Source organism: Thermodesulfovibrio sp. 3907-1M (assembly GCF_040450955.1).
Classification (GTDB): Bacteria; Nitrospirota; Thermodesulfovibrionia; order Thermodesulfovibrionales; family Thermodesulfovibrionaceae; genus Thermodesulfovibrio; species Thermodesulfovibrio autotrophicus.
In genome coordinates this window covers 1,306,614-1,330,260 of record NZ_CP144373.1, presented here as the reverse complement: position 1 = coordinate 1,330,260, position 23,647 = coordinate 1,306,614, and the positions used below count along the sequence as shown (strand labels likewise).

Sequence of the window (23,647 nt, the reverse complement as noted above, 5' to 3'; positions counted from 1 at the left end):
TGTTAGCATGGCAAGAAAGAACGAAGAAACACTGAGATGTTCTTTTTGTGGAAAATCACAGAAAGAGGTAAAAAAACTCATTGCAGGCAATGGAGTCTACATATGTGATGAATGTGTTGCCCTTTGTAATGAGATTCTTGAAGAGGAAAGATTTAATAGTCTTGAAGGAATAAAAACAGATTTGCCAACTCCTCAGGAGATTCACAAATTTCTGAATGACTATGTTATCGGGCAGGAAAGAGCAAAGAAAATTCTTTCAGTTGCTGTGTACAATCATTACAAAAGAATTTTTAAAGGCTCTTCCTCTGATGAAATTCAGAAAAGCAATATAATGCTTATCGGTCCTACTGGAACAGGGAAAACCCTTTTAGCGCAAACTCTTGCAAAGTTTCTTGATGTTCCATTTGCAATTGCTGATGCTACGACACTTACAGAGGCGGGATATGTTGGTGAGGATGTGGAAAACATCCTTCTTAAACTGCTTCAGAATGCCAATTATGACATCCAGCGTGCTCAAATAGGAATAATTTACATTGATGAAATTGACAAAATAAGCAGAAAATCTGACAGTCCATCCATTACTCGTGATGTATCAGGAGAAGGAGTTCAACAGGCGCTTTTAAAAATAGTGGAAGGAACACTGGCAAATATACCTCCTCAGGGAGGAAGAAAGCATCCTCAACAGGAATACATTCAGATGGATACAACAAACATACTTTTTATATGCGGTGGTGCATTTGTAGGGCTTGAAGAGATTATAAAAAAGAGGATTGGTAAAAGAACAATCGGATTTCTCTCAGAGACAGCAAAGATGGATAAGGAAAATGTTTTAAGTTATGTTGAGCCAGAGGATTTGATAAAATATGGGATGATTCCAGAATTTGTGGGAAGATTTCCTGTTGTAGCCACCCTAAATGAACTTGATGAGAATGCTCTTGTAGAAATACTTACCAAACCAAAGAATGCTCTTGTAAAGCAGTATCAGAAACTTTTCAGCATTGATGGAGTAAAACTTACATTCACTGAAGATGCTTTACGGGCAATTGCAAAAAAAGCAATTGAGAGAAAAACAGGTGCTCGTGCTTTAAGAAGCATACTGGAAGACATAATGCTTGATGTTATGTATCTCATTCCTTCTGAAAAGGGAATCTCAGAGTGCATTATAAACGAGGATGTGGTAAATAAAAAGACATCTCCTCTTTTGATTTACAGGGAAAAGAAAGTAAAACAGGCATGAATACAAAAGTCAGATTAATTATTGATGGAAGACAAATAAGAGCAGAATTATATGATACTGAATGTGCAAAAAAAATTCTTGAAGCACTTCCAATAGAAAGCAAAATCAATGAATGGGGTGATGAATTCTATTTTTCAATAGGGATAAGCATGCCTCTTGACAGCACAGCAACTACCTGTGTAGCAGTAGGAGACATTGGTTACTGGCCTCCAGGTAAAGCTCTGGCAGTATTTTTTGGAAAAACTCCTTTAAGCACTGGCGAGGATCCTGTCCCAGCCAGTGAAGTAAATATCGTTGGAAGAGTTATTGACGATCCATCTATTTTAAAAACTCTGAAGGGTGCAAAAAAAATCAGAATTGAAAAAGAATAAACTGAGGCTCAGCTTTCCTGAAGATGAAAAACTTCACAGCTGGCTATCTTTGCTTCTTAATGCCTATGCAATAATGGATGAAGGAGTTAAAAAAGATATTGATAAATATAAAAAAAAGGGCAAAAAACTTGCATGTTATCGTGGATGCAGCTTTTGCTGTAAAACCCATCGTGACATTCCCGTTTATCCTATTGAAATTGTGGGAATTTACTGGTATGTAATTGAAAAAGTAAAAGAGCCCTTGCGAACAAAAATAAAAGCCTCACTTATATCTCATAAAAAAGGCGAACCCTGTCCATTTTTGATTGATGAAGTATGCTCAATTTATCCGATGAGGCCTCTTGCATGCAGACAGTTCAATGTATTTAATAAATCCTGCAATCCCGGTGAAGATCCATTTTATACAAGACCTGAAGATGTACTAAAGCCTTCAGAACACTATCTTGGTAAAGCCCTCTATGAGACAACGCCATTTTACAATGTTTATGATGAGGAAGAAAAAGTTGATTTTATAAACTCCGGTAGACTTAATTCACTCGTCCGAGTTCTTCAAAACTATCCATGGATTGAACTGGCAAGAAGAATGGATAATCTAAGGCTTTAAAAGCTTCTTTACTTTTTAAAGAATTTCAATCAAATATTGATTTTTTTAAAATTTTTGTTTTACTATAAAATAAATTTATATATTTTATAAAAAAAACTTTTTCATGGAGGAAAAGCATGGGAAATTTATTATTTATCATTGCTTTAGCTTCTCCTGTCATAATGATTCTTGGTATCGCAATCAAGTTTTACAGAATCTCAAAAATGCCACTTAATCTTAGATGGGAGATTTATCCGTTGCCACATGAAGCAGAAGAAAAAAGAAAATACGGTGGTTCTTACATGGAAGAGGTTGACTGGCAGGACAAAAAACCAGAGAGATACTTCATGGGAGAAATAATAGAGCCTCTTAAAGAAATTTTTTATCTACACAGAGTAAAAAAATTCAATCCTTACGGTATATGGATCTGGTCACTGGCTTTACATTGGGGAATTTGGCTACTGTTCCTCTGGATGGGAATTCTTTTGATAAATGGAGTTTTTAACTGGGAGATTGCTTCAAAACTTGATTTCGTAGCCTATCTTTCTTACATTTTAGGAATTCTTGGAATTCTCGGGTTAATTATTAAGAGAGTTTCCACGCATGATTTAAAAATATACACTTCAGGTATTGATTATTTCAATCTTCTGTTTCTTCTGATTCTTTTTACTTCAGGCTTATTTGCAATAATGAAAGATAATGGGACGGATCAATTCTTAGCTTATTTAAATGGAGTTTTAAATGGAGGTGTTCCTGTTCATGAATTATCTACTATTACAATAGTTCACTTTGTTATTTTTGAGTTATTTTTGATTTACATTCCCGTTTCAAGATTTTTTCACGGTCCTGTTAAGTATTCAACCTTCCACAGTATTTTATGGAACGATATGTATCAGATAAAAAGTTCTACAGAAGAGAAAAAAATCTCTGAACAGCTTAATTACAAAGTGGAATGGTCAGGTCCACATATCCTTTCTCACCAAACATGGCTTGAAAATGCCCAGAACACCAATCTTCATGAAAAAATATAGGAGGCTAAGAATGAAAGAATTAAAAGAAGTTGCAAAGGAGTCCAGAAAGCCAATTGTAGATATAAACGAAAATGAACTTCTCTCTTTAGCTCCTTATGTTGATGAAAAAAATGGAAATTACAAAGCTCCTGAGGATTGGTTTGATAAATATGACCTTTCTCTTGATGGTTTCTCAGGTTTTCAGATTTTAAATCCCTCAGAAGAAGAAAAAAAGGAAGTTGTAAAAAATTTTATTAATGGCATTAAAAAACTTTTAAATCCTCAATCCAACTGGACTTTTTACAAACCCTTTTATCTTTCCCTGAAACACTGTGTGAAATGTAATACCTGTGCAGAAGCCTGTCATGTATATATTGGTAGTGGTAAGAAAGAGATATACAGACCCAATTTTCGTTCAGAAATACTTCGCAGAATTCATAAAAGATATTTAACTCCCGGTGGTAAATTGTTAAAATCTTTTGTCGGCGCAGATATAGAAGCTACTTATTCTTTGATAAGAAGGCTTTTAGAGCTTGCTTACAGATGCACCCTTTGTAGAAGATGTGCTTTATACTGCCCTGTTGGAGTTGATAATGGGTTGATTGCAAGAGAATTAAGAAAACTATTCAGCCAGGAACTCGGCATGGCTCCTGAAGAGGTTTATAAAAAAGGAACAAGGTTGCATTTAAGAGCTGGCTCATCAACTGGAATGGGACCTGATGCATTTAAGGATATAATAAAATTTATTGAAGAAGATATTTATGAAAGAACAGGAAGAAAAATCACTATTCCAGTAGATAAAAAGGGAGCTGATATTCTGTTACTGCATAACGGTGGAGAGTATCTTGCCTGGCCTGACCACATAGCAGCATTTGCAATACTTTTGGATGCTGCAGGAGTTAATTATACTTTAAGCAGTGAAACACTTGGATATGATGGAGTTAATTATGGTGCATGGTATGATGATATTGAACTGGCAAGAGTTGGGTTAAGACATTTAAAGATTGCCCAAGAGCTTGGAGTTAAAAAGCTGGTAATAGGAGAATGTGGTCACTCTCACAAGGTTTATTCTGTAATTTTTGACAGAATTCTTCCTGCAAGCTCTCCACTGTGGAACATTAAAAGAGAAAGCTGTATACCTTTAGTGTGGGAGATTATAAAAAGTGGAAGAATTAAATTAGACCCGATGAGAAACAACTTCCCCATAACATTCCATGATTCCTGTAACATAGTTAGATTAATGGGGATTGTGAATCCCCAAAGAGAAATAATAAAAGCAGTCTCTCCTGGAACATTTAGAGAGATGAACCCTCACGGTCCTTTTAACTATTGTTGTGGTGGGGGAAGTGGTTTTGCAATAATCCGATCACTTAATTTCCCTGTATGGAGAGATAAAGTCTCTTTCCGATTAAAAACCAGACAGATTCTTGATACTTTCAAGGATGTCCTGAATCAGAATGTTCCTAAACTTGTTGTTGCTACATGCTCTAACTGTAAAGGAGCCTTGAGAGATATGATAAAGACTTATGGACTTTTTGAGAAATTTAAGATTAATTACTCTGGACTGGTGGATTTAGTCGTTAATGCCATGGCAGATATACCACCATTATTTAACTTTGAGGAAATGGAAGAATGAGATAGAAACCGTAATTTTTTGTTAAAATTATTAATGCTTGAAGAAATTGCCATTTTCAATGAACTGAGCAACGATGATCTGAGAAATCTTGAAAAAAATTTAACAATCCAGAGCTTTAAAAAACGTCAGGTAATTTTTTATGAAGGAGACAGCGCGGAGTGGTTTTATATTCTTTTAAAAGGTAAGGTTAAAATATCAAAGTTTTCCGCTGATGGCAGAGAAATTGTTCTTGAAATAATTGATGCACCTGATTTTTTTGGTGCTCTTGCAGTAATAAAAAATTTTCCTTATCCAGCTACTGCAATAGCAATAGAGAATTGCGAGGTTGGAAAGGTTGGGAGGAATATTTTTTTAAAAGTATTCAATAAGTATCCTGGTTTAAATAATAAGATTCTACATCATATTACTATGAGGCTGAGAGCAGGCGTTGAAAGTCTTAAAAATCTCGCGCTGGAAGATGTTTTATCAAGGATTGTTTATCAAATCCTCAAGCTTACCACAAAGTATGGTAAAAAAGTTTCAGAAGGGGTTTTAATAGATTTAAAACTCACAAAGCAGGAGATTGCAGAAATGGCAGGCACAACTACTGAAACGGCAATAAGAATAATAGGCAGATTAAAAAAAGAAGGCTACATAGTTGAGCAAAATCGTAAGATTATCGTGAAAGATATAGATAGGCTTTTTGAATTACTTAAAAATAAACTTTGATTGAGGAGGAAGGCTTATGGAATGCAGAATTGAAAGAAACAAAAAAATCTGTAACTGCAGTTATGAACCCTGTGAGAAAAAAGGAATATGCTGTGAATGCTTGCATTATCACAGAAAAAGAGGAGAGCTGCCAGCATGTTATTTTACTCCAGAAGTGGAAGCTACCTATGACAGAAGTATAAAAAGATTTATATCAATGTATCAAGGAAAGAAGTAAAGTCTTCTAAAACAATATCTGTTGCATCTTTAACTTTTCTGGATAAATCAACTTTTGCTACAGTCATGCCTGCCTTGAATGCGTATCTACGGCAGGTAAATACAGTTATGCACTTATTTGAATATATAGCTTTGCCTGCTACAGTGTAGTCATGTCCTCTTATAAAACATGAAGCACCACAAGAATCTAAAAAATTAATGAGTTGCTCCTCTGTGAACTTAGGAACTCCATATCCTCTAAACATGGGAGAACACTCAGGGTCTGCCCATAAAATGTCCATAATTAAATCTTCACGAGATTTATCCTCTATTTTTTGTCCTCTCATGGGAAATCCACCATGAGCAGCTACAACTCCATTTAGTGTCTGAAGCATCAAAGGCATCTCTTTAAAAACGGATACCGCAGCCTCATGGATTTTTACTCCTGTGCTACCAAAAATTTCAATAAGCTCTTCATTAAATTCATAGGGAAAACATTCCACAGCATAGTTTGCTTCATGGTTACCCTTTAAGAGAAAAACTCTTTCTGGAAAGTTTATTTTCAGCAAGCATAGATAAACAAGATTCCAGAGAGAACCTTCAGGTTCAGGCTCTCTATCCACATAATCTCCAAGAAATACAAGATATTGTTTGCCTGAGGCATTTAAAAATCTTTTAACGATGTATTTTGTAGTTGAAAAATCTCCATGAGTATCTCCAACAAATACTGCTTTACCTTCCTGAAGATCTGGTTTTATAAAAGCAGGCTCCTTTGCCAGCACTTCAGTGGTATTTTTAAAAACCTCAATAATATCTTCTGGTTCAAAATCATTTAATAATTCCGTATTATAAAGAACTTCCGAAAACATCTATCAGTTCTTTATGGTTCCCGTCAGAGGCTATTTCCTTTATAAAGTTTTTTGCCTCTGGTGTCCCTATTGATTTTAATGCATTGATAATTGCTATTCTCACTGCAAGAGTTTTTTCTGATAAAAAGGCTTCTTTTAAATATTTAACTGCTTCAGCCATCTTAATTCTACCCAGTGACCTTGCAGTAGCTTCTCTCACAAGAGTTTCTGGGTCATTTAAGCCTTCTTTAAGAATCTCAAGAAGCCTCATGCTTGGTTTAAAGTCTCCTAAAGCATCAGCTACATAAGATTTTAGAGAAGGACATTCATTATGAAAGAAGGGGTCCTGAAACATTCCCAGTAAAGCTTCCTCAGCCTGAGGACTGCCGATACTTCCAAGTAGTCTTATTGCGCGGATTCTGTATCTCCAGTCATAACCCCTTGCATCAGCAAGTTTTACAACAGTTGAAAGCATATCAGGATTTTTGAATTTTCCAACAAATGCTGGATCTACAATCTTATCTCTCCATTGGGGTGTATCAAGCTCCTTAAAAAGTTCATCAATTGTAAGGCTGTAAACACTGGTAAAAGGGAAAAGCAGAAATACTAAAATCAGAAGTTTCAAAAAATTTTTCATAAAAAACCTCCGTAACGGTTTTTTTATAAATTTTATAATTATTTTATAATAAAACTATGCAATGGAAAAAAGAAAGAGAAGAAGTTGTGAAGATAGCAAAAAGAATTTATAAAAAAGGGCTTGTTACTGGATGTAGTGGTAACATTAGTATGAGACTGAAAGAAAATCTTATTGCTATTACAGCAAAATCCAAATCTTACAATACAATGAAAGCATCAGATGTGGTAATTATTGATTTTAATGAGAATGTCATAGAAGGAGACAGAGAACCCTCATCGGAAAGAAAGCTTCATATAGAGATTTATAAGGCAAGAGAGGATGTAAATGCGGTGATTCACACACATTCTACTTTTGCATGCACAATGGCAGCCTTGAATCTTTCTCTTCCTTCAATTCTTGATGAACAGATGGATGTTCTGGGAGGACAGATAGATGTTACAAAATACGCTCCCTCTGGAACAAAAGAGCTTGCTGCAGAGGTTGTAAAAGCTTTAGGGAATAAAAAAGCTGTTTTTTTATCAAGGCATGGAGCTGTTAGTGTAGGATATAACATGGAGGAAGCTTTTTCAGTCTGTGAACTTCTTGAAAAACTCTGCAAGATTTATATTTTGATAAGATTAATTCAGAGATAACTTAGTGTTTTTCAAGATAGTTAACAATATAGTCTTTTATCCCTTCTTCAAGAGATAAAGTGGGTTTATTGTAGCCTGCTTTTTTAAGTTTACTCATATCAGCTTTTGTAAGATATTGATATCTTTCTTTAATTTCTTCTGGCATGTCAATGTATTCAATCTGTGGTTTAAGTCCTAATGCTGAAAAAACCGCTTTTGCTAAATCATTCCATGAACGGGGTATGCCTGTTCCTGCATTGAAAATCCCATTTATTTCAGGTTTTTCAAGGAAAAACAGAGTCATCTCTACAGCATCTTTTACATAAATGAAATCTCTAAGTTGTTCACCATCTCTGTAATGCGGGTGATAGGATTTAAAAAGTCTTATTTTGCCATCTTTTTTAATCTGCTCATAGGCTTTTAAAACCATACTTCTCATGTCACCTTTATGAGCTTCTCCTGGTCCGTAAACATTGAAGTATTTTAACCCAACTATTTTATCAAGAATTCCATTTTTTAATGCCCAGAGGTCAAATATCTGCTTTGAATAACCATAGGCATTTAAAGGTCTTAAAAGAGGAATTAAGCTATGCTCATCAGAAAATCCTTTAGAGCCATCTCCATAGGTGGCTGCAGTTGATGCATATATGAATCTGACATTGTTTTTTAATGACCATTTTGCCAGCTTTTTAGTGTATTCATAGTTGTTTTTCATAAGAAAATCAACATCCCTTTCAGTAGTGCTACTTCTTGCACCAAGATGGATTATTGCTTTAGTTGAAATTTTAAATTCCTCTATTTTTTCAATAAACTCATCTTTATGAATGTAATCCTCAAAATTAAGTTCCACAAGATTTTTCCACTTTTCCGAGGTATTTAAATTATCAACTATGAAGATTTTTTCTTCACCCAGTTCATTAAGCCTTTTTACCACATTTGAGCCAATAAATCCAGCTCCTCCAGTGACAATTATGTAGCTCAATTTTACCTCCAGAACAGTTTAATTTTTATTTTACCAGAATTTTGCTCTATTCTGTAACGAGAAGGAAAAAGTTTTGAAATTGTAGATATAAATGTGACCTGCCTCTTTCTTTATCATTTCAAACCGAAGTGAGGAACCTCCTCCTTACTGAAAAAGATGGTATTTACCATGCCCGACTTTGTCGGGCTTGCAATCCCCTCATTAATAATTCTTTTCACTTCTCATTTCTCCCGTTTCACTTTTAAAGAAAATGAGGAGATTCCTCGTCGCTTACGCTCCTCGGAATGACACTTTGTCATTGAGAGCCCGACAAAGTCGGGCGTGGCAATCTTTGTGATAAGGAGATTCCTCACTCCGTTCGTGCTCTGTTTGGAATGACAAAAAGAAAAAAGATGAGATTCCTCGTTTAGCTCGGAATCTAATATACAATGATAAAAAGAAAGCATTGGGATGACAATAAAGGTGGAATGCCACCTTTGTAATGACAAAGATGCAATGTTTTTCAGCTCTATCTGCAATCTTAGTAAGTTGACAAACATATAAAAAATTTTTTATACTTTTTTATGAAAAATTTGAAAACATCTGAGTTGGCAAAGGTGTTTCATGCCTTATCTGATGAAACGAGGCTTAAAATTCTCAAACTTCTTGAAAAAGGCGAACTTTGCGTATGTGAGATAGTTAATGCTCTTGAGATGGTTCAGCCAAAGGTTTCATTTCATCTCGGCGTTTTAAAGGAAGCAGGGCTTGTAAAGATAAAAAGAAAAGGAAAATGGATTCTTTATAGCCTTGATGACGCAGATCTGTTTAAAAGATTTTTAATTCTCTCTGTGCTTGAAAAGATTTCAGATGATGAAATAAGAAAAGAGCTTGAAAGTCTAAAAAATTTTAAAGATAGCCAGGATCCCCGCTATTGTAAGACTTAATTAAAAATTCAGGAGGATAAAATTGAAGGAAAAAACTAAACTTGGATTGATTGTTCTTATTTTTCTTGTATTTTATTTTCTTCCAATAGAAAATCAAAGATTTACCAATGCGATTTTTGAATCCTTAGCTCTTGCTAAGTGGTATGCTCAGGAGCATGTGCTTTTATGCTTAATTCCAGCTTTTTTCATTGCAGGTGCAATTGCTGTTTTTGTAAACAAAGCTGCTGTAATGAAATACTTTGGTGCAAAGGCAAACAAGGTTCTTTCTTATGGTGTGGCTGCTGTATCTGGCTCAATTCTGGCTGTGTGTTCCTGCACAATACTGCCCCTGTTTATGAGTATCTATCAAAGAGGAGCAGGGCTTGGTCCTGCAATTGCTTTTCTTTACTCTGGTCCTGCAATAAATGTTCTTGCAATAATTCTCACTGCAAGAATTCTTGGATGGGATATTGGAGTTGCAAGGGCAGTAGGAGCAGTTCTTTTCAGCATAATTATTGGATTGCTCATGCATCTTATTTTTATAAAAGAAGAGAAAAAAAGGCAGGCTGATGAGGAGTTTGATGTTGCAGGGCCACAGGCTAAACCACTTTATCAGACAGCACTACATCTTTTTTTCATGATAGGATTTCTAATTTTCGCAAACTGGGGAAAACCACAGGAAGGCGCAGTTTCTCTCTGGTGGACCGTGTATAATATAAAGTGGGTGCTTGCAATAGTATTCCTTACACTGGTAGTTTTGTTCAGCCTTAAATGGTTCAGTAAGGATGAAATTACTCAGTGGGTTTATCAGACATGGTATTATGCCTATCTTATAATTCCTCTTCTTTTTATCGGTGTTGTCGTTGCTGGATTTTTCTTTGGTAGAGTAGGACATGAAGGAGTTGTTCCATCAGAGTGGGTTTACTCATTGGTGGGCGGAAACTCTTTACAGGCAAACTTTATAGCCAGTGTTGTGGGAGCTTTTATGTATTTTGCAACTCTAACAGAAGTTCCTATAATTCAGGGTTTGCTCGGTGCAGGAATGGGAAAAGGACCTGCCCTTGCACTTCTGCTTGCAGGACCTGCGCTGAGTCTTCCAAGTATGATTGTTATAATGAGAACAATAGGATTCAAAAAAACAGCAGTCTATGTAAGCCTCGTTATTATAATGGCAACAATTACAGGCATGGTTTTTGGTGCAATTGTTGATTGACCTTAGCATAGATTAAATACTCAATATTGCCTTTTTGCCCTTTGATGGGAGACTCTATAATACCAACTACAATGAGATTCAGAGTTTCAAAGAATTTTTTAATTTCCTCTACTGCTTTTCTTCTTTTTTCTGGAGCTTTTACTATTCCACCTCTGTCAACTTCACCACGACCAACCTCAAACTGTGGTTTAATTAGTGCGATAATTTCACCTCCTGGTTTCAGGAACTCTATAAGTTTTGGAATAACAAGCTTTAAAGATATGAAGGATACATCAACTGTTGCTATATCAATATCCTCGGGAATGCTTTCTCTATTCATGTATCTTATATTCGTTCTCTCTACTGGAATAACTCTCGGATCTGTTCTGAGTTTCCATGCAAGCTTACCATATCCAACATCTATTGCATAAACACGCTTTGCACCATGCTGCAAAAGACAGTCAGTAAATCCTCCTGTGCTTGCGCCCACATCCATTGCTACTTTATCTTTCACATCTATAGAAAAAGCTTTTAATGCTGCCTCAAGCTTTAATCCACCTCTGCTAACATATGGAAGAGGCTGTCCGCAGAGCTCTATTTTTGCATCTTCATCAACCTGTGTGCCTGGCTTTTCAATTTTCCGTCCATTTACAATGACTTTTCCCTCAATTATGAGTGCACGGGCTTTTTCTCTGCTTTCGGTAATGCCCTTTTTAAGGAGTAATTGATCCAGACGAAGCTTCACGATGTGCGTTTTATTATATATCTTGCAATCTCTCTTAATGGTTCTGCTTTATGATCAAATGTTAAAAGAGCATCCAGGGCCTCATCTATCAGTTTTTTTGCCTTTTTCTTTGATTCAGCAATTCCATATACTCTTGGATAGGTCATCTTTCCTTTTTCAATATCAGAGCCTTTTGGTTTTCCCATCTCCTCAGTACAGCCCTCTATATCAAGGATGTCATCAATTATTTGAAAGGCAAGACCTATACTTAATCCGTATTTTTCAATTCTTTTTATTTTTTCATCATCAGCACTGGCAAGTATTGCTCCTGATTTAACGGATGCAGAAATCAACTTTGCAGTTTTATTTAAATGAATGAATTCAACAGTTTCTCTATCAGGCTCTTTTCCCTCTGAGATTAAATCCATTGCCTGACCTCCTACCATTCCGTAAACACCCGCTGAACTACTTAATTCATAAATGACCTTTATAAGATTTAATGGCTCAACATCAGCATATTCTGGATTGGATAGAATTCTAAAAGCCTCTGTCAGCAATCCATCACCTGCAAGGATTGCAATTCCCTCTCCAAATACTTTATGATTTGTTGGTTTACCCCGTCTTAGGTCATCGTTATCCATTGAAGGAAGGTCATCGTGAATTAAAGAATAGGTATGGATAAACTCTATTGCAGTCGCATATGGAGTTATATCTTTCTTGCCTCCACAGGCTTCATAGGAAGCGATACAGAGAACGGGTCTCAGTCTTTTTCCACCAGCAGTTAAAGAGTAAAAAACAGAGTCATGAAGTATGGACGGTTTTATGGATGGATTGAAATAAGATTTGATAAATTCTTCAACTTTCTCTTTTTTTTCGGCAATGTATTTTTTTAGATCAAACATTTTATTCCCACTCAATTGTTCCCGGTGGCTTTGAAGTTATGTCATAGACAACCCTGTTTACTCCCTTTACTTCATTGATTATTCTATTTGAAATTCTCTCAAGTAATTCATATGGAAGCCTTACCCAGTCTGCTGTCATTCCGTCAACACTGTGAACTGCTCTAACAGCAATAACATACTCGTATGTTCTTTCATCTCCCATAACTCCCACTGTTCTTATGGGAAGAAGAACTGCAAAGGACTGCCATACTTTTTTATACCATCCTGAGTTTTTAATCTCTTCAAGAACAACTCTGTCAGCCTGCCTAAGTATTTCAAGCCTTTCACTGGTAACCTCTCCAACGCATCTTATAGCAAGCCCAGGTCCAGGGAAAGGATGTCTGTATAAAATCTCATCAGGTATTCCAAGTTCTCTGCCAAGCTGTCTTACCTCATCCTTAAAAAGCTCTCTTAAAGGTTCAATCAATCTGAGCTTCATTCTTTTAAGCAGTCCGCCCACATTGTGATGGCTCTTTATGGTTGCAGAAGGACCTTTAAAGGACACACTTTCTATTACATCGGGATAAAGAGTTCCCTGGGCTAAGAACTTAACTCCTTCAATTTTTTTAGCTTCTTCTTCAAATATCTTTATAAACTCTGCACCGATAATTTTTCTTTTTCTCTCAGGGTCACGCACTCCTTTAAGCCTTTTAAGAAATCTCTCTGATGCATCAACTACTTTTAAATTTATATGAAAATTATTCTTAAGCATCTCTTCAACCTTTTGCCTCTCACCAGCCCTTAAAAGTCCGTTATCAACGAATATGCAGGTTAAAGCATCTCCTATAGCCTGATGAACCAGAACTGCTGTAACAGTTGAGTCCACTCCTCCACTTAAAGCACAGACAACTTTATATGAGCCGACCTTTTTTCTTATTTCCTCTATCTGCCTTTCCACAAAAGAATGCATGTTCCATGAAGGCTGGCAACCACATATCTTGAATACAAAGTTATGGAGAATTTTTTTGCCTTCCTCAGTATGCACAACCTCTGGATGAAACTGTAATGCGTATATTTTTTTATCTTTATTAGCCATTGCAGCATAGGGAGAGTTTTCAGTATGGGCAATCTTTATAAAGCCTTCAGGCATTTCTGTGATTCTATCAGCATGACTCATCCAGACCACTGTTTCCCGAGCAACATCGCTGAAAATATCAGAAAAATCTTCAATTTTTAAAACAGCTTTACCATATTCCCTTTTCTGAGCCCTTGAAACCTTTCCACCAAGAAGATGGGTAATAAGCTGCATTCCATAGCATATTCCAAGAACTGGTATGCCAAGATTAAATATTTCTTTATCAATAGATGGTGCACCTTCTTCATAAACACTTGCAGGTCCACCAGAAAGAATAATTCCCGCTGGTTTTCTTTTTTTTATTTCATTAAAGGAAGCGTTACAGGGAATTATTTCAGAATAAACATTAAACTCTCTTATCCTTCTCGCAATAAGCTGAGTATATTGGGAGCCAAAGTCAATTACTATAATTTCTTCCATATCAGTCTTCAACCCAGTAGTTTGGTGATTCTCTTGTTATTGTAACATCGTGAACATGGCTCTCTCTTAATCCAGCATTGGTAATTTTGATAAATCTTGCTTTAGTTCTTAGTTCCTCAAGGTTTCTACAACCGCAGTATCCCATTCCTGATTTAAGCCCTCCAACAAGTTGATGAACGCTTTTTGCAAGAGGTCCTCTGTAAGGAACTCTTCCTTCAACTCCTTCAGGGACGAGCTTTTCAGGAGATACAGCTTCCTGTCTGTATCTGTCACGGGAACCTTCCTGCATGGCACCAATAGAGCCCATGCCTCTGTACGTTTTATAACTTCTTCCCTGATAAAGTATTATTTCACCGGGTGCTTCATCTGTTCCTGCAAATAGGCTTCCAATCATAACGCAGTGAGCCCCTGCTGCAAGAGCTTTTGTAATATCTCCTGAGTATTTTATACCACCATCGGCAATAAGAGGTATGTTATATTTTGATGTAACAGAATAACAGTTCATAATTGCGGTAAGCTGTGGAACTCCTGCCCCGGCAACAATACGGGTTGTGCATATGGAGCCCGGTCCAATTCCTACTTTTACTGCGTCAGCACCTGCCTGAATGAGCTCCTCTGCAGCCTCTGCTGTTGCAATGTTGCCTGCAACCACATCAATGTCAAATCTCCTTTTAAGTTCTTTCAGTGTTTCAATCACGCCTTTGCTGTGTCCATGAGCTGTGTCAATTACAATTGCATCTACACCGGCTTTAACGAGCAATTCTGCTCTATAAATAGCAGGTTCACCAACTCCTACTGCTGCAGCAACTCTGAGTCTTCCAAGATGGTCTTTGCAGGCATTTGGATATTTTCTTCTTTTTTCAATGTCTTTTATGGTTATCAATCCTTTGAGATTGAAGTTTTCGTCCACAATTGGAAGCTTCTCTATCTTGTATCTGTGAAGAATTTCCTGTGCCTCTTCAAGAGTTATTCCAACAGGAGCTGTGATAAGTCTTTCCTTTGTCATTACTTCTTCAACCTTTCTTGTAAAATCCCTTTCAAACTTGAGGTCTCTGTTTGTTATTATGCCTACAAGTTTTCCATTAACAGTTACAGGAACGCCTGAAATTCTGTATCTCTCCATTAAGGCTAAAGCCTCTGATATTGGAGCATCAGGCCCGATTGTTATTGGATCAACAATCATTCCACTTTCTGATTTTTTTACCTTATCCACTTCCATTGCCTGTTTTTCAGGAGACATGTTTCTGTGAATTACTCCAATGCCTCCTTCTCTTGCAATGGCTATTGCAAGATTTGCATCTGTAACTGTATCCATTGCAGCACTGACTATAGGAATGTTAAGCTTTATATTTGGAGTGAAGTAAGTTGTTACATCCACCTCAGCAGGAACAACATCTGATTTTGCAGGAACAAGTAACACATCATCAAAGGTTAAGCCTAAAGGGATTTCACTTTCTCTCATTTGATAACTCCTTTTTGTTATAATTTATTTAAGATGCGCCTGTAGCTCAGTGGAGAGAGCGTGGGGCTCCGGACCCCGAGGTCGGAGGTTCAAATCCTCTCAGGCGCATTATACTTTTGTCAAAATGTGTCCAAGCTTTTCCTTCTTTGTTTTTAAATAGCATTTGTTATTTTCATTTGGTTTAATTTCAATGGGAACTCTTTCCACAACTTTAAGTCCATAACCTTCCAATCCTACAATCTTACGGGGATTGTTTGTCATAAGTCTCATTTTTCTTATACCGAGGTCAACTAAAATCTGAGCTCCCACTCCGTAGTCTCTCAGATCTGGTTTAAAGCCAAGTTTTATATTGGCTTCCACAGTATCATAGCCCTTCTCCTGTAATTCATAGGCTTTTAACTTATTCAGAAGACCAATTCCTCTTCCTTCCTGCCTCATGTAAAGAAGCACTCCTTTTCCTGCCTCTTCAATCATTTCCAGTGCTCTGTGAAGCTGTGAACCGCAGTCACATCTTTTTGACAGAAATACATCACCGGTTAAGCATTCTGAGTGAACCCTCACAAGGACTTCATCGCCTGGTTTAATCTCTCCTTTTACAAGTGCAAGATGAACTTTGTCATCTATTAAAGTAGTATATGCTATTGCTTTAAACTCACCGTAGTCTGTGGGAAGTTGAACTGTTGCAACTCTTCTTACGAGGGTTTCATTTCTCATTCTGTATCTGATGAGGTCTTTAATTGTCGTAATCTTAAGTCCGTGTTTTTTAGCAAACTCCATCAATTGTGGAACTCTTGCCATTGTTCCATCTTCATTCATAATCTCGCATATAACACCTGCTGGATAAAGCCCTGCAAGACGAGCAAGATCAACAGCTCCTTCAGTGTGTCCTGCTCTCTTAAGAACTCCACCTTTTTGAGCTCTCAATGGAAAAACATGACCGGGTTTTACGAGGTCTTCAGGTTTTGTTTTTGGATCAATTGCAGTAAGAATTGTGTGAGCTCTGTCATGGGCTGAAATTCCTGTGGTTACACCTCTCCTCGCTTCAATTGATACAGTAAAGGCTGTTTGATGCGGAGTTTCATTTATGTCCACCATCATGGGAAGTTTCAATTCTTCAACCCTTTCAGGAGTTAAAGCTAAGCATATTAAACCTCTGGCATACTTTGCCATAAAGTTTATTGCTTCAGGTGTGACCTTTTCTGCTGCTATAAAGAGGTCTCCCTCATTTTCTCTATCTTCATCATCAACAAGTATGATCATTTTTCCCTGAGCTACGTCTTCAAGAACTTCCTCTATTGTGTTAAATTTGAATGTCTCTTTTTTTAGAGTCATTTCTACTCCCTCCTCTGAGGATTAATTTTTAATATATCAAAATTTGAAAAGTTTTTGCGAGGTTTAAATTAAAAGCCTAAGAATTTTTTGAGTATCTTGAACTATGGTATAATTTTTAATAATGAAAAAGGTTTATCTCAGTATAGAGGGAAATATTGTAAAAGCTGTTATACCTAAAAAAGGAATTGAAAATGCCGAATTTTCAGAATTTTCTCGGGATGAGATTTTTGACTTCGTTAAAGAAAATTCAATAAAAGAGTTGTATATTTCAGTTTCCTTTTCAGATCTATACACATTTAAATTTTCTTTACCTTTTCAAATTCCTGAAAAGAAAAAAATTCTTGAAAAGTTGACATTTAATGAAATAAGAAAAAGATATCCATCGTTGCAGCAATTTTCATTTATTTATGAAAAATACGAGACTGAGGCAAGAAGCTGGATAAGATGTTATGTGGTACCTGAGTCTTCCTATCAATTCATTGAGGAATTAATAGAAGCAAAGGTTAATATAAAAGCTCTTTATCCAATGCATGTTCCTTTAATTTCTCTCATAAATTCTGACTCACAGCTTGCAGAAAAAAATAAAGTAGTATGCTTTATTTCTGGAAAATCAAGATTTTTATTCATTTTTGAGAAATCTGAGATGCTTCTTATGAGAGAGTTTGAAGGAAGCGAGGATTTAGCAGAGGAAGATATAATGAATATCAATATGACAGTGAACTACGCAATCCAGAATTTAAGGGTAACTCCTGAGGAGATTATTTTTATTGGCACAAAACATAAGGAAGTTTCAGGACTTATTCTTCCTCATAGATTTTTATCAGTATTGCTAGAAACACAAGAATATACATTGCCTTTGAGCATGGTATTGTTTGAAGAAAGCTTAAAAAAGAGAAGCATTCTACCTAAGTCCTACAGAAGATTTAAAAAAACAACGAAATATTTAAACTATGCAGGCTTTTTTCTTATAATAACTGCTGTGATTTTATCAGTCTATAATCTGGAGTATTTTTACAGATTAAAATCCCTCTACAGTTCATTGCTCTCTCAAAGGCAATATATACTGCAGCATGAGCAAGAGTTTGTCAATGTTCAACAAATTATGAAAAAATTTGAAACCGAGTTAAAACCTTTTGTTGAATTGCAAAACAAAAGAAATTCCATGATTGATACGAGATATATTATTATGAATATTTCTCAGTCCAAAACAGGCTTGATTCAGCTGGATTCTTTAGAGATACTGAATTCTGAAAAACCAGAGATAAAAATAAAAGGAAAGAGCACTGGAAAAAGTTTTTCTGAAAGACAAAGCTTTTATTTGAATTTTAAATCATCTCTTTCTGAGAAAGGTTTTAAAATTACCAGTGAAAACTGGGATATTACAAAAGGAGAGCTGAGCCTAAACGCAGTTTATGAGCATCCGGGAATTTTACAGTAAAAAAATAAGCAAAAAAATTTTTTTCTTATCATGCCTTTACGCTATTGTCATGATTCTTTTGTCTGCCTTAATTTATCTTGATAAAACAGAAAAATCTATTAAAGAAGATGCTGCATTTATAAAGAAATTAGAGCATAAGATAAACCAGAGCATTAGATTAAAGAAAACTCTTGAAAGCATCAGTATACCTGAAAAGAAAAGCGCAGAAATTCTGGCAGCCCAGTTTATTGATAGTTTAAAAGCAAAATTCCCTGAAATTAATATAGAGATATCAAAGATGACAAAGGAACAAAAACAATTAAGTCTTGATATGAGCTTGAAAGCGGAAACTTCCTGGAGTAGATTTACTGATTTGTTAAGCTTTCTTGAGGAAACTGGATATCCTTTTATTTTCATTAAATCAATCTCAATTTCTCAAAAGGGCAATTCAATAGGTATTGATATCAAAACAGAATTAAAGTTAATTTATCAGGAAGATGATAAAAGAGTTTAAGATATCCATTGCTATTTTTATAGTTTCTTTTTTGTTTTTAGGGCTTTCTTTGAAAATCAAACCTCCCTCATTTGTTACTCCCTTTGAAAAAAATATCTCAGAGTATGCCCTACCGGAGATAACAATTAAAGAGAAAATTCGTTTCCTCGGATATAGTTTAAACAATCCTTTTGAAACATCAAAAATAGCAGAGAATGAAAAAAAGCTTGAAAAATCAACAGTTACAGAAATTCCACTTCCTGTGCTATCATTTATCTATGAAGGTAGGAATAAGTATGCTGTGATAGGAAACTCTATCGTAAAGGAAGGGGATATTATTAATGGATACCAGATAAAAGGCATTTTCAAAAACAGGGTTTTGATTAAAGACAAAAAAGGAGAATTGAAATGGTTAAAGCTGGAAAATTATTAATATTGCTTTTTTTAATGCTCCATGCCTGTAGCAGTATGGAGATGAAAGGAGAGATAAAGATTCCTCAGATTGAGTTTCCTAAGAAGGAAGAAACGGTAAAAAAAGAAGTTTCTCCAGACTTCAGAATAGAGCAGGAGGATATAACTCCACTTAAGATGAAAAGGGTTTCTGTAAACGCGAGACAGACTCCGATGAGAGATATTTTGCTTGTTTTATGTAAAGATGCTGGTTTAAATTTGGTTATTGAAAAAGGTGTAGACCCAAATGTTCCAATAACACTGGTTTTAAGTAATGTAACACTGAAGGATGCTCTTGATGCTGTTTTTTCCTCCACTGATTATTTCTATAAAATTGAAAGAAACATGCTTCTTGTAAAAGACACTGATACAAGAATATTTCATCTGAGTACAATCCCCATTCAACAGAATTATTCAACAGATGTGGGTGGAGATATTCTTGGTGGAGTAACAGGCCAGCTGCCGGGTACAACAACAAGCACCGCAGGAACAACAGGCGCTACAGCAGGGACAGGGGCAACTATACTTAAGGGAAATGTATCAAAATCTGAAAAAACAGATGATACGGCATATAAGTTCTGGGATTCAATAGAAAAAGCACTTTCTACAATTCTTGGAACATCTGCACCTCAAATAGTTTCTCCAGCAGTCCCAGGAGGTCCAGTTCAAGCCACTGTGGGAGGTAGTCGCGAAAACTATGTAATAAATAGGATGACAGGAACAGTGATGGTTACAGCAACAAAGAAAAATATGAGAAAAGTTGAAGAGTATCTTGAAACAGTGAAAAAGGTAATGGCAAGGCAGGTTCTTATAGAAGCCAAAGTTATAGAAGTAGCACTTTCAAAATCTTTAAAATACGGAATTGATTGGTCTTTCTTAAGAGAGTGGAGTCATGGCACACATAACTGGAACATTGGTGCTCAGACATCAGGCTTTACAAATGTAATAGGTCCTGATACTCCCTATTCCGCTGCGAAGTTCTCATTGACAACAACGGCTATAAAGGATTTCTCAGCTTTAATTAAGGCTCTTGGACAGTTTGGAGATGTGAGAACCCTTTCAAATCCTCGCGTAAGTATAATGAATGGACAGACTTCTCTTTTTACAGTGGGAAGAAATTACTCATTTATATCAAAAGCTCAGAGCAATGTTACAACATCCGGGACAGGTTCACCAATTATAACTTATACAGTGGAAACAGGCAATCTTCTTTCAGGACTCATAATTGGTATAGTTCCTTACATTGATGACAATGGAGAAATTTCTCTTACAATTACTCCGATAGTTTCAAAGCTTATAGAAATGAGGTCTGCAACTTTTGGTTCTTCAGAGGCTCAAACAACAATTCAGCTTCCCAGCGTTGATTTAAGAGAACTCAGCACAACAGTTAAAGTAAAGGATGGAGAGATTATAATAATTGGTGGGATGATTAAAAAAGAAGAGAGTCTCTCAGAAAATAAAATGCCCCTTTTAGGAGACATTCCTGTAGTAGGTGAACTTTTTAAAAGTAAAGACAAGGAAGAGACAAATACAGAGCTTGTGATACTTTTACAGCCAAGGATTATTCCCCAATGAGGCTTGGTGATCTTTTATTAGAAAAAAATTTAATAACCGAACAGGAACTAAGCATAGCTCTTAATGTTCAGAAAATCACGGGGCAAGTTCTCGGAAAATGTTTAACATCACTTGGATTTATTACATCTTCAGAGCTTGCAGAAGTTCTTGCAGTTCAACATGGACTTGAATATATAGATATCAAGCAGTATCCAATTGACTCAGATATTCTTAAAAAATTTCCAAAGGATGTTACTGAAACAGCAAGATTTCTTCCCATTGAAGAAGCAGATGGAGTTGTCAGAATAGCCGTTACTGATCCAAGCAACATCGTTGCTCTTGATAAAGTAAGATCAATCACAGGGAAAAGAGCAAAACCCTATCTTACAGATGAAGATAGCTTCATAGATACACTTGAAAAGGCTTACTATTTTCTGGAAAATCCAACAGAAAAGATTATAGAAGAAGCAATAAATGTAACTCTAACAACAGGAGTAACTCCTCCTGATCGTTTTCCACGAATTGTGGATGCTTTATTAGCAGAGGGAATAAGAAGAGGTGCAACAGACATACATATAAATGTTAATGCTGGTGTTTTAACAATCAGTTACAGAGTTGATGGAATTCTTACTGAAGGTTACTTTCTTCCAAAGTCAATGCATACAGGAATTGTATCAAGAATAAAGATTCTTTCAAGACTTGATATAGCAGAGCAGAGGCTTCCTCAGGATGGCTCATTTATTTTCTCTTTTATAGGAAAGAAATATGAAGTAAGAGTATCAACCATTCCCACAGTAGAAGGAGAAAGCGTTGTCCTTAGATTGCTTTTTGGTGGTTCAGAGGAGTTTTATAACCTTCCAAAACTCGGCTTCAGTGAGGCTCTTTTTTCAAGCCTTAAAGCTCTTATTAAAAAACCCAATGGCATAATTCTTGTTGTCGGACCTACAGGTGCTGGAAAGAGTACAACCCTTTATGCATTAATAAGAGAAATTAACAGGCTTCAGAGAAGTGTTATCACCATTGAAGATCCTGTTGAATACAGAATCTCTTTTGTAAAACAAAGTGAAGTGAATGAAAAAATAGGATATGACTTTGCTCTTGCTGGAAGAAACTTTATGAGACATGATCCTGATATAATTCTTCTTGGTGAGATTCGTGATGAGGAAACAGCACGCATTGCAATAAGAGCATCAATTACAGGGCATCTTGTTTTGAGCACTCTTCATACTTCTGATGCAGTGAGTTCTATTCCAAGACTTTTTGACCTCGGTGCTGATAGATTTCTTCTTAGTTCATCTCTGCTTGCTGTCCTCAGTCAGAGACTTATAAGAAAAATATGCCCTTTCTGTAAAACATCAAGAGATTTAAAAGAAAGAGAAAAAGAGATTTTTGCTTCCTTTAACATGAATCCTGACAGAATCTATTATGGTAAAGGCTGTAAAATGTGCAGAAACACTGGCTATTTAGGAAGAGTAGCCATAGGAGAGCTTATGACAGTAAATGAAAAGATTAGAGATATGATTTATGAAGGAGCTTCCTTTAATGCTCTCACAGAAGCAGCAGTTCAGCAGGGCATGATTCCACTTAAAATTGACGGATTAAAAAAGATTGCGGAAGGAGTCTCCACTTTTGAAGAAGTTGAAAGGGTGGTAGGATGAGCATTTTTATATACAGGGCAGTTACTGAGGAAGGCAAAGTTTTTAAAGGGTTTGTTAAAGCAGACAGTTACACAGATGCCATGAACATTCTTGCAATGAAAAATATTTATATTCTATCTGTATCAGAAATACCCAGAATTTTTTCACCTCTTATAAATCTTTTTTCAGGCAGGGTAAAAAATGTTCAGTTAATTGAATTTGCCAGAAACCTCTCAATAATGCTTAAAGCAGGAGTCCCTCTTACTGTAGCTCTTGCAGACATTGCTGAAAATATAACAAAGGAGAGATTTAAAAGAATTGTCCTGGATATGAAAGAAATGATTGAAAATGGAATGCCTTTTAATGAGGCAATATCAATGCACAGGGAAGTTTTCCCTCCTGTGGTTCAGTATCTCATAAAAATTGGAGAGGAAACAGGAAGACTTGACAGTAGCCTTAATGAGATAGCAGATTATTTTCAAAGAATTGAAGACTTAAGAACAGCAATAAAAAGAGCCCTTATTTATCCCATATTTGCCACCTCAGTTTCCTTTGGTGCTGTTTGCTTCTGGCTTGTTTATGTTCTACCAAAAATTGTAAATGCCATGCAGGGTATAGGAGTTAAGATTCCTTTTATTACGCAAATTCTGGTTCAGATCGGAGGGTTACTGACAAAGTTTTTTTACCTTTTACCTGTTTTCCCTTTAATTTTAATTTTTTCCATGCCTGTGATTAAGAAAAATAAAAAATTGAAGTGGATGAGAGACTTTCTTTCTTTTAAATTGCCCATAATAAAAGAGATATTTTACAATAGAGCAGTTGCTCTCTTTGCAGAGCAGCTGCGTATTCTTACAGTAACAGGAGTGCCAATAGACAATGCCCTGGAAATGACAGCAGAAGTTGTTAATAATGAAATAATGAAAAAGGCAATAAATAATGCAAAAGAAAAAATCATTACAGGAGAAAGAATTTCACAATCTCTTAAAGAACAGAAAATTTTTCCTCCAATGGCAATAAGGCTTATAGACACTGGCGAGACTTCAGGAAATCTTGATGAGCAGCTTAGATTTTTGAATAATTACTATACATCAAAACTTCAGGAATACTCTACAAGACTCGGCAAAATAATAGAGCCTGTAATGATTTTATTTATTGGGCTTTTCTTTACTGTGATTTTTATAAGTCTTTTAAGTCCTGTATATGATTTAATATCAAAACTCGGGAGATAGC

At 35.9% G+C, this 23,647-nt stretch carries 24 protein-coding genes and 1 tRNA gene; 17 read left to right on the top strand and 8 right to left on the bottom strand.

Annotated features, from left to right (window positions below; genetic code table 11):
* Positions 1 to 7 precede the first annotated feature (7 nt).
* The 7 genes from clpX (at position 8) to V4D30_RS06855 (ending at position 5,762) form a co-directional block, all read left to right on the top strand.
* Positions 8 to 1,237 carry an ATP-dependent Clp protease ATP-binding subunit ClpX gene (clpX, locus tag V4D30_RS06885; RefSeq protein ID WP_353683584.1) on the top strand — a complete coding sequence of 410 codons (1,230 nt, stop codon included), beginning with the start codon at positions 8 to 10 and terminating at the stop codon, positions 1,235 to 1,237.
* The gene (locus V4D30_RS06880) at positions 1,234 to 1,608 is read left to right on the top strand and encodes a cyclophilin-like fold protein (protein WP_353683583.1); all 375 of its coding nucleotides are present in this window, start codon (positions 1,234 to 1,236) and stop codon (positions 1,606 to 1,608) included. Before clpX ends, V4D30_RS06880 begins: the two co-directional genes overlap by 4 nt.
* Entirely contained in the window at positions 1,595 to 2,212 is a 618-nt protein-coding gene (locus V4D30_RS06875; RefSeq protein ID WP_353683582.1) for a YkgJ family cysteine cluster protein, read from the top strand. Before V4D30_RS06880 ends, V4D30_RS06875 begins: the two co-directional genes overlap by 14 nt.
* A 116-nt stretch (positions 2,213 to 2,328) precedes the next feature.
* The gene (locus tag V4D30_RS06870; protein ID WP_353683581.1) at positions 2,329 to 3,222 is read left to right on the top strand and encodes a hypothetical protein; all 894 of its coding nucleotides are present in this window, start codon (positions 2,329 to 2,331) and stop codon (positions 3,220 to 3,222) included.
* 10 nt (positions 3,223 to 3,232) lie between these two features.
* Positions 3,233 to 4,837, top strand: coding sequence for a (Fe-S)-binding protein (locus tag V4D30_RS06865; RefSeq protein WP_353683580.1), 1,605 nt, complete (start codon positions 3,233 to 3,235; stop codon positions 4,835 to 4,837).
* 18 nt (positions 4,838 to 4,855) lie between these two features.
* Positions 4,856 to 5,545: a Crp/Fnr family transcriptional regulator gene (locus V4D30_RS06860; RefSeq protein WP_353683579.1), complete on the top strand. Its 690-nt coding sequence runs from the start codon at positions 4,856 to 4,858 to the stop codon at positions 5,543 to 5,545.
* 16 nt (positions 5,546 to 5,561) lie between these two features.
* On the top strand, positions 5,562 to 5,762 hold the full coding sequence (locus V4D30_RS06855; protein WP_353683578.1) for a DUF6485 family protein: 201 nt from the start codon (positions 5,562 to 5,564) through the stop codon (positions 5,760 to 5,762).
* On the opposite strand, the gene V4D30_RS06850 is transcribed toward V4D30_RS06855, so the two are convergent.
* Both V4D30_RS06850 and V4D30_RS06845 read right to left on the bottom strand, forming a co-directional pair.
* Positions 5,734 to 6,609: a metallophosphoesterase family protein gene (locus V4D30_RS06850; protein ID WP_353683577.1), complete on the bottom strand. Its 876-nt coding sequence runs from the start codon at positions 6,607 to 6,609 to the stop codon at positions 5,734 to 5,736. The two genes, V4D30_RS06855 and V4D30_RS06850, sit on opposite strands and share 29 nt — an antisense overlap.
* On the bottom strand, positions 6,587 to 7,225 hold the full coding sequence (locus V4D30_RS06845) for a HEAT repeat domain-containing protein (RefSeq protein WP_353683576.1): 639 nt from the start codon (positions 7,223 to 7,225) through the stop codon (positions 6,587 to 6,589). Before V4D30_RS06845 ends, V4D30_RS06850 begins: the two co-directional genes overlap by 23 nt.
* Before the next feature lie 56 nt (positions 7,226 to 7,281).
* On the opposite strand from V4D30_RS06845, the gene V4D30_RS06840 reads away from it, so the two are divergent.
* The gene (locus V4D30_RS06840) at positions 7,282 to 7,857 is read left to right on the top strand and encodes a class II aldolase/adducin family protein (protein WP_353683575.1); all 576 of its coding nucleotides are present in this window, start codon (positions 7,282 to 7,284) and stop codon (positions 7,855 to 7,857) included.
* Between the two features lies 1 nt (position 7,858).
* On the opposite strand, the gene rfaD is transcribed toward V4D30_RS06840, so the two are convergent.
* Complete coding sequence (rfaD, locus tag V4D30_RS06835; protein ID WP_353683574.1) at positions 7,859 to 8,818, bottom strand: ADP-glyceromanno-heptose 6-epimerase; 960 nt, start codon at positions 8,816 to 8,818, stop codon at positions 7,859 to 7,861.
* A gap of 563 nt (positions 8,819 to 9,381) precedes the next feature.
* Here rfaD and V4D30_RS06830 point away from each other — a divergent pair.
* Together V4D30_RS06830 and V4D30_RS06825 are read left to right on the top strand one after the other, a co-directional pair.
* On the top strand, positions 9,382 to 9,741 hold the full coding sequence (locus V4D30_RS06830; protein WP_353683573.1) for a metalloregulator ArsR/SmtB family transcription factor: 360 nt from the start codon (positions 9,382 to 9,384) through the stop codon (positions 9,739 to 9,741).
* 22 nt (positions 9,742 to 9,763) lie between these two features.
* Positions 9,764 to 10,933 (top strand): permease, encoded by a 1,170-nt coding sequence (locus tag V4D30_RS06825; RefSeq protein ID WP_353683572.1) that lies wholly within the window; start codon positions 9,764 to 9,766, stop codon positions 10,931 to 10,933.
* Here V4D30_RS06825 and V4D30_RS06820 read toward each other — a convergent pair.
* From V4D30_RS06820 to guaB, 4 genes are read right to left on the bottom strand one after another with little or no spacing between them, the layout of a single operon-like run.
* Positions 10,899 to 11,657, bottom strand: coding sequence for a TlyA family RNA methyltransferase (locus V4D30_RS06820; protein ID WP_353683571.1), 759 nt, complete (start codon positions 11,655 to 11,657; stop codon positions 10,899 to 10,901). The two genes, V4D30_RS06825 and V4D30_RS06820, sit on opposite strands and share 35 nt — an antisense overlap.
* A complete protein-coding gene (locus V4D30_RS06815) occupies positions 11,654 to 12,538 on the bottom strand; it encodes a polyprenyl synthetase family protein (protein ID WP_353683570.1) in 885 nt (294 codons plus the stop codon). Before V4D30_RS06815 ends, V4D30_RS06820 begins: the two co-directional genes overlap by 4 nt.
* A gap of 1 nt (position 12,539) precedes the next feature.
* Entirely contained in the window at positions 12,540 to 14,072 is a 1,533-nt protein-coding gene (guaA, locus tag V4D30_RS06810) for a glutamine-hydrolyzing GMP synthase (RefSeq protein WP_353683569.1), read from the bottom strand.
* Position 14,073: 1 nt separating this feature from the next.
* On the bottom strand, positions 14,074 to 15,534 hold the full coding sequence (gene guaB, locus V4D30_RS06805) for an IMP dehydrogenase (RefSeq protein WP_353683568.1): 1,461 nt from the start codon (positions 15,532 to 15,534) through the stop codon (positions 14,074 to 14,076).
* A 35-nt stretch (positions 15,535 to 15,569) separates the two neighbouring features.
* On the opposite strand from guaB, the gene V4D30_RS06800 reads away from it, so the two are divergent.
* Positions 15,570 to 15,642, top strand: a tRNA-Arg gene (locus V4D30_RS06800).
* Here the strand turns inward: V4D30_RS06800 and V4D30_RS06795 are convergent.
* Complete coding sequence (locus V4D30_RS06795; RefSeq protein WP_353683567.1) at positions 15,643 to 16,866, bottom strand: bifunctional 3,4-dihydroxy-2-butanone-4-phosphate synthase/GTP cyclohydrolase II; 1,224 nt, start codon at positions 16,864 to 16,866, stop codon at positions 15,643 to 15,645.
* Between the two features lie 121 nt (positions 16,867 to 16,987).
* Between V4D30_RS06795 and V4D30_RS06790 the strand changes: the two genes are divergently transcribed.
* From V4D30_RS06790 to V4D30_RS06765, 6 genes are read left to right on the top strand one after another with little or no spacing between them, the layout of a single operon-like run.
* A complete protein-coding gene (locus tag V4D30_RS06790; RefSeq protein WP_353683566.1) occupies positions 16,988 to 18,304 on the top strand; it encodes a hypothetical protein in 1,317 nt (438 codons plus the stop codon).
* Positions 18,305 to 18,362: 58 nt separating this feature from the next.
* Positions 18,363 to 18,797: a hypothetical protein gene (locus V4D30_RS06785; RefSeq protein WP_353683565.1), complete on the top strand. Its 435-nt coding sequence runs from the start codon at positions 18,363 to 18,365 to the stop codon at positions 18,795 to 18,797.
* Entirely contained in the window at positions 18,781 to 19,209 is a 429-nt protein-coding gene (locus V4D30_RS06780; protein ID WP_353683564.1) for a hypothetical protein, read from the top strand. The genes V4D30_RS06785 and V4D30_RS06780 overlap by 17 nt, the downstream gene beginning before the upstream one ends.
* On the top strand, positions 19,185 to 20,801 hold the full coding sequence (mshL, locus tag V4D30_RS06775; protein ID WP_353683563.1) for a pilus (MSHA type) biogenesis protein MshL: 1,617 nt from the start codon (positions 19,185 to 19,187) through the stop codon (positions 20,799 to 20,801). The genes V4D30_RS06780 and mshL overlap by 25 nt, the downstream gene beginning before the upstream one ends.
* Positions 20,798 to 22,438, top strand: coding sequence for an ATPase, T2SS/T4P/T4SS family (locus tag V4D30_RS06770; RefSeq protein WP_353683562.1), 1,641 nt, complete (start codon positions 20,798 to 20,800; stop codon positions 22,436 to 22,438). Before mshL ends, V4D30_RS06770 begins: the two co-directional genes overlap by 4 nt.
* Positions 22,435 to 23,646 carry a type II secretion system F family protein gene (locus V4D30_RS06765; protein WP_353683561.1) on the top strand — a complete coding sequence of 404 codons (1,212 nt, stop codon included), beginning with the start codon at positions 22,435 to 22,437 and terminating at the stop codon, positions 23,644 to 23,646. Before V4D30_RS06770 ends, V4D30_RS06765 begins: the two co-directional genes overlap by 4 nt.
* Position 23,647: the final 1 nt, after the last annotated feature.

Excerpts from the sequence above, each read along its gene's own strand:
- clpX (WP_353683584.1), top strand. The coding sequence starts at position 8 with ATGGCAAGAAAGAACGAAGAAACACTGAGATGTTCTTTTTGTGGAAAA.
- V4D30_RS06880 (WP_353683583.1), top strand. The coding sequence starts at position 1,234 with ATGAATACAAAAGTCAGATTAATTATTGATGGAAGACAAATAAGAGCA.
- V4D30_RS06870 (WP_353683581.1), top strand. The coding sequence starts at position 2,329 with ATGGGAAATTTATTATTTATCATTGCTTTAGCTTCTCCTGTCATAATG.
- V4D30_RS06865 (WP_353683580.1), top strand. The coding sequence starts at position 3,233 with ATGAAAGAATTAAAAGAAGTTGCAAAGGAGTCCAGAAAGCCAATTGTA.
- V4D30_RS06855 (WP_353683578.1), top strand. The coding sequence starts at position 5,562 with ATGGAATGCAGAATTGAAAGAAACAAAAAAATCTGTAACTGCAGTTAT.
- V4D30_RS06850 (WP_353683577.1), bottom strand. The coding sequence starts at position 6,609 with ATGTTTTCGGAAGTTCTTTATAATACGGAATTATTAAATGATTTTGAA.
- V4D30_RS06845 (WP_353683576.1), bottom strand. The coding sequence starts at position 7,225 with ATGAAAAATTTTTTGAAACTTCTGATTTTAGTATTTCTGCTTTTCCCT.
- V4D30_RS06840 (WP_353683575.1), top strand. The coding sequence starts at position 7,282 with ATGCAATGGAAAAAAGAAAGAGAAGAAGTTGTGAAGATAGCAAAAAGA.
- V4D30_RS06830 (WP_353683573.1), top strand. The coding sequence starts at position 9,382 with ATGAAAAATTTGAAAACATCTGAGTTGGCAAAGGTGTTTCATGCCTTA.
- V4D30_RS06815 (WP_353683570.1), bottom strand. The coding sequence starts at position 12,538 with ATGTTTGATCTAAAAAAATACATTGCCGAAAAAAAAGAGAAAGTTGAA.
- guaA (WP_353683569.1), bottom strand. The coding sequence starts at position 14,072 with ATGGAAGAAATTATAGTAATTGACTTTGGCTCCCAATATACTCAGCTT.
- guaB (WP_353683568.1), bottom strand. The coding sequence starts at position 15,534 with ATGAGAGAAAGTGAAATCCCTTTAGGCTTAACCTTTGATGATGTGTTA.
- V4D30_RS06795 (WP_353683567.1), bottom strand. The coding sequence starts at position 16,866 with ATGACTCTAAAAAAAGAGACATTCAAATTTAACACAATAGAGGAAGTT.
- V4D30_RS06790 (WP_353683566.1), top strand. The coding sequence starts at position 16,988 with ATGAAAAAGGTTTATCTCAGTATAGAGGGAAATATTGTAAAAGCTGTT.
- V4D30_RS06780 (WP_353683564.1), top strand. The coding sequence starts at position 18,781 with ATGATAAAAGAGTTTAAGATATCCATTGCTATTTTTATAGTTTCTTTT.
- mshL (WP_353683563.1), top strand. The coding sequence starts at position 19,185 with ATGGTTAAAGCTGGAAAATTATTAATATTGCTTTTTTTAATGCTCCAT.
- V4D30_RS06770 (WP_353683562.1), top strand. The coding sequence starts at position 20,798 with ATGAGGCTTGGTGATCTTTTATTAGAAAAAAATTTAATAACCGAACAG.
- V4D30_RS06765 (WP_353683561.1), top strand. The coding sequence starts at position 22,435 with ATGAGCATTTTTATATACAGGGCAGTTACTGAGGAAGGCAAAGTTTTT.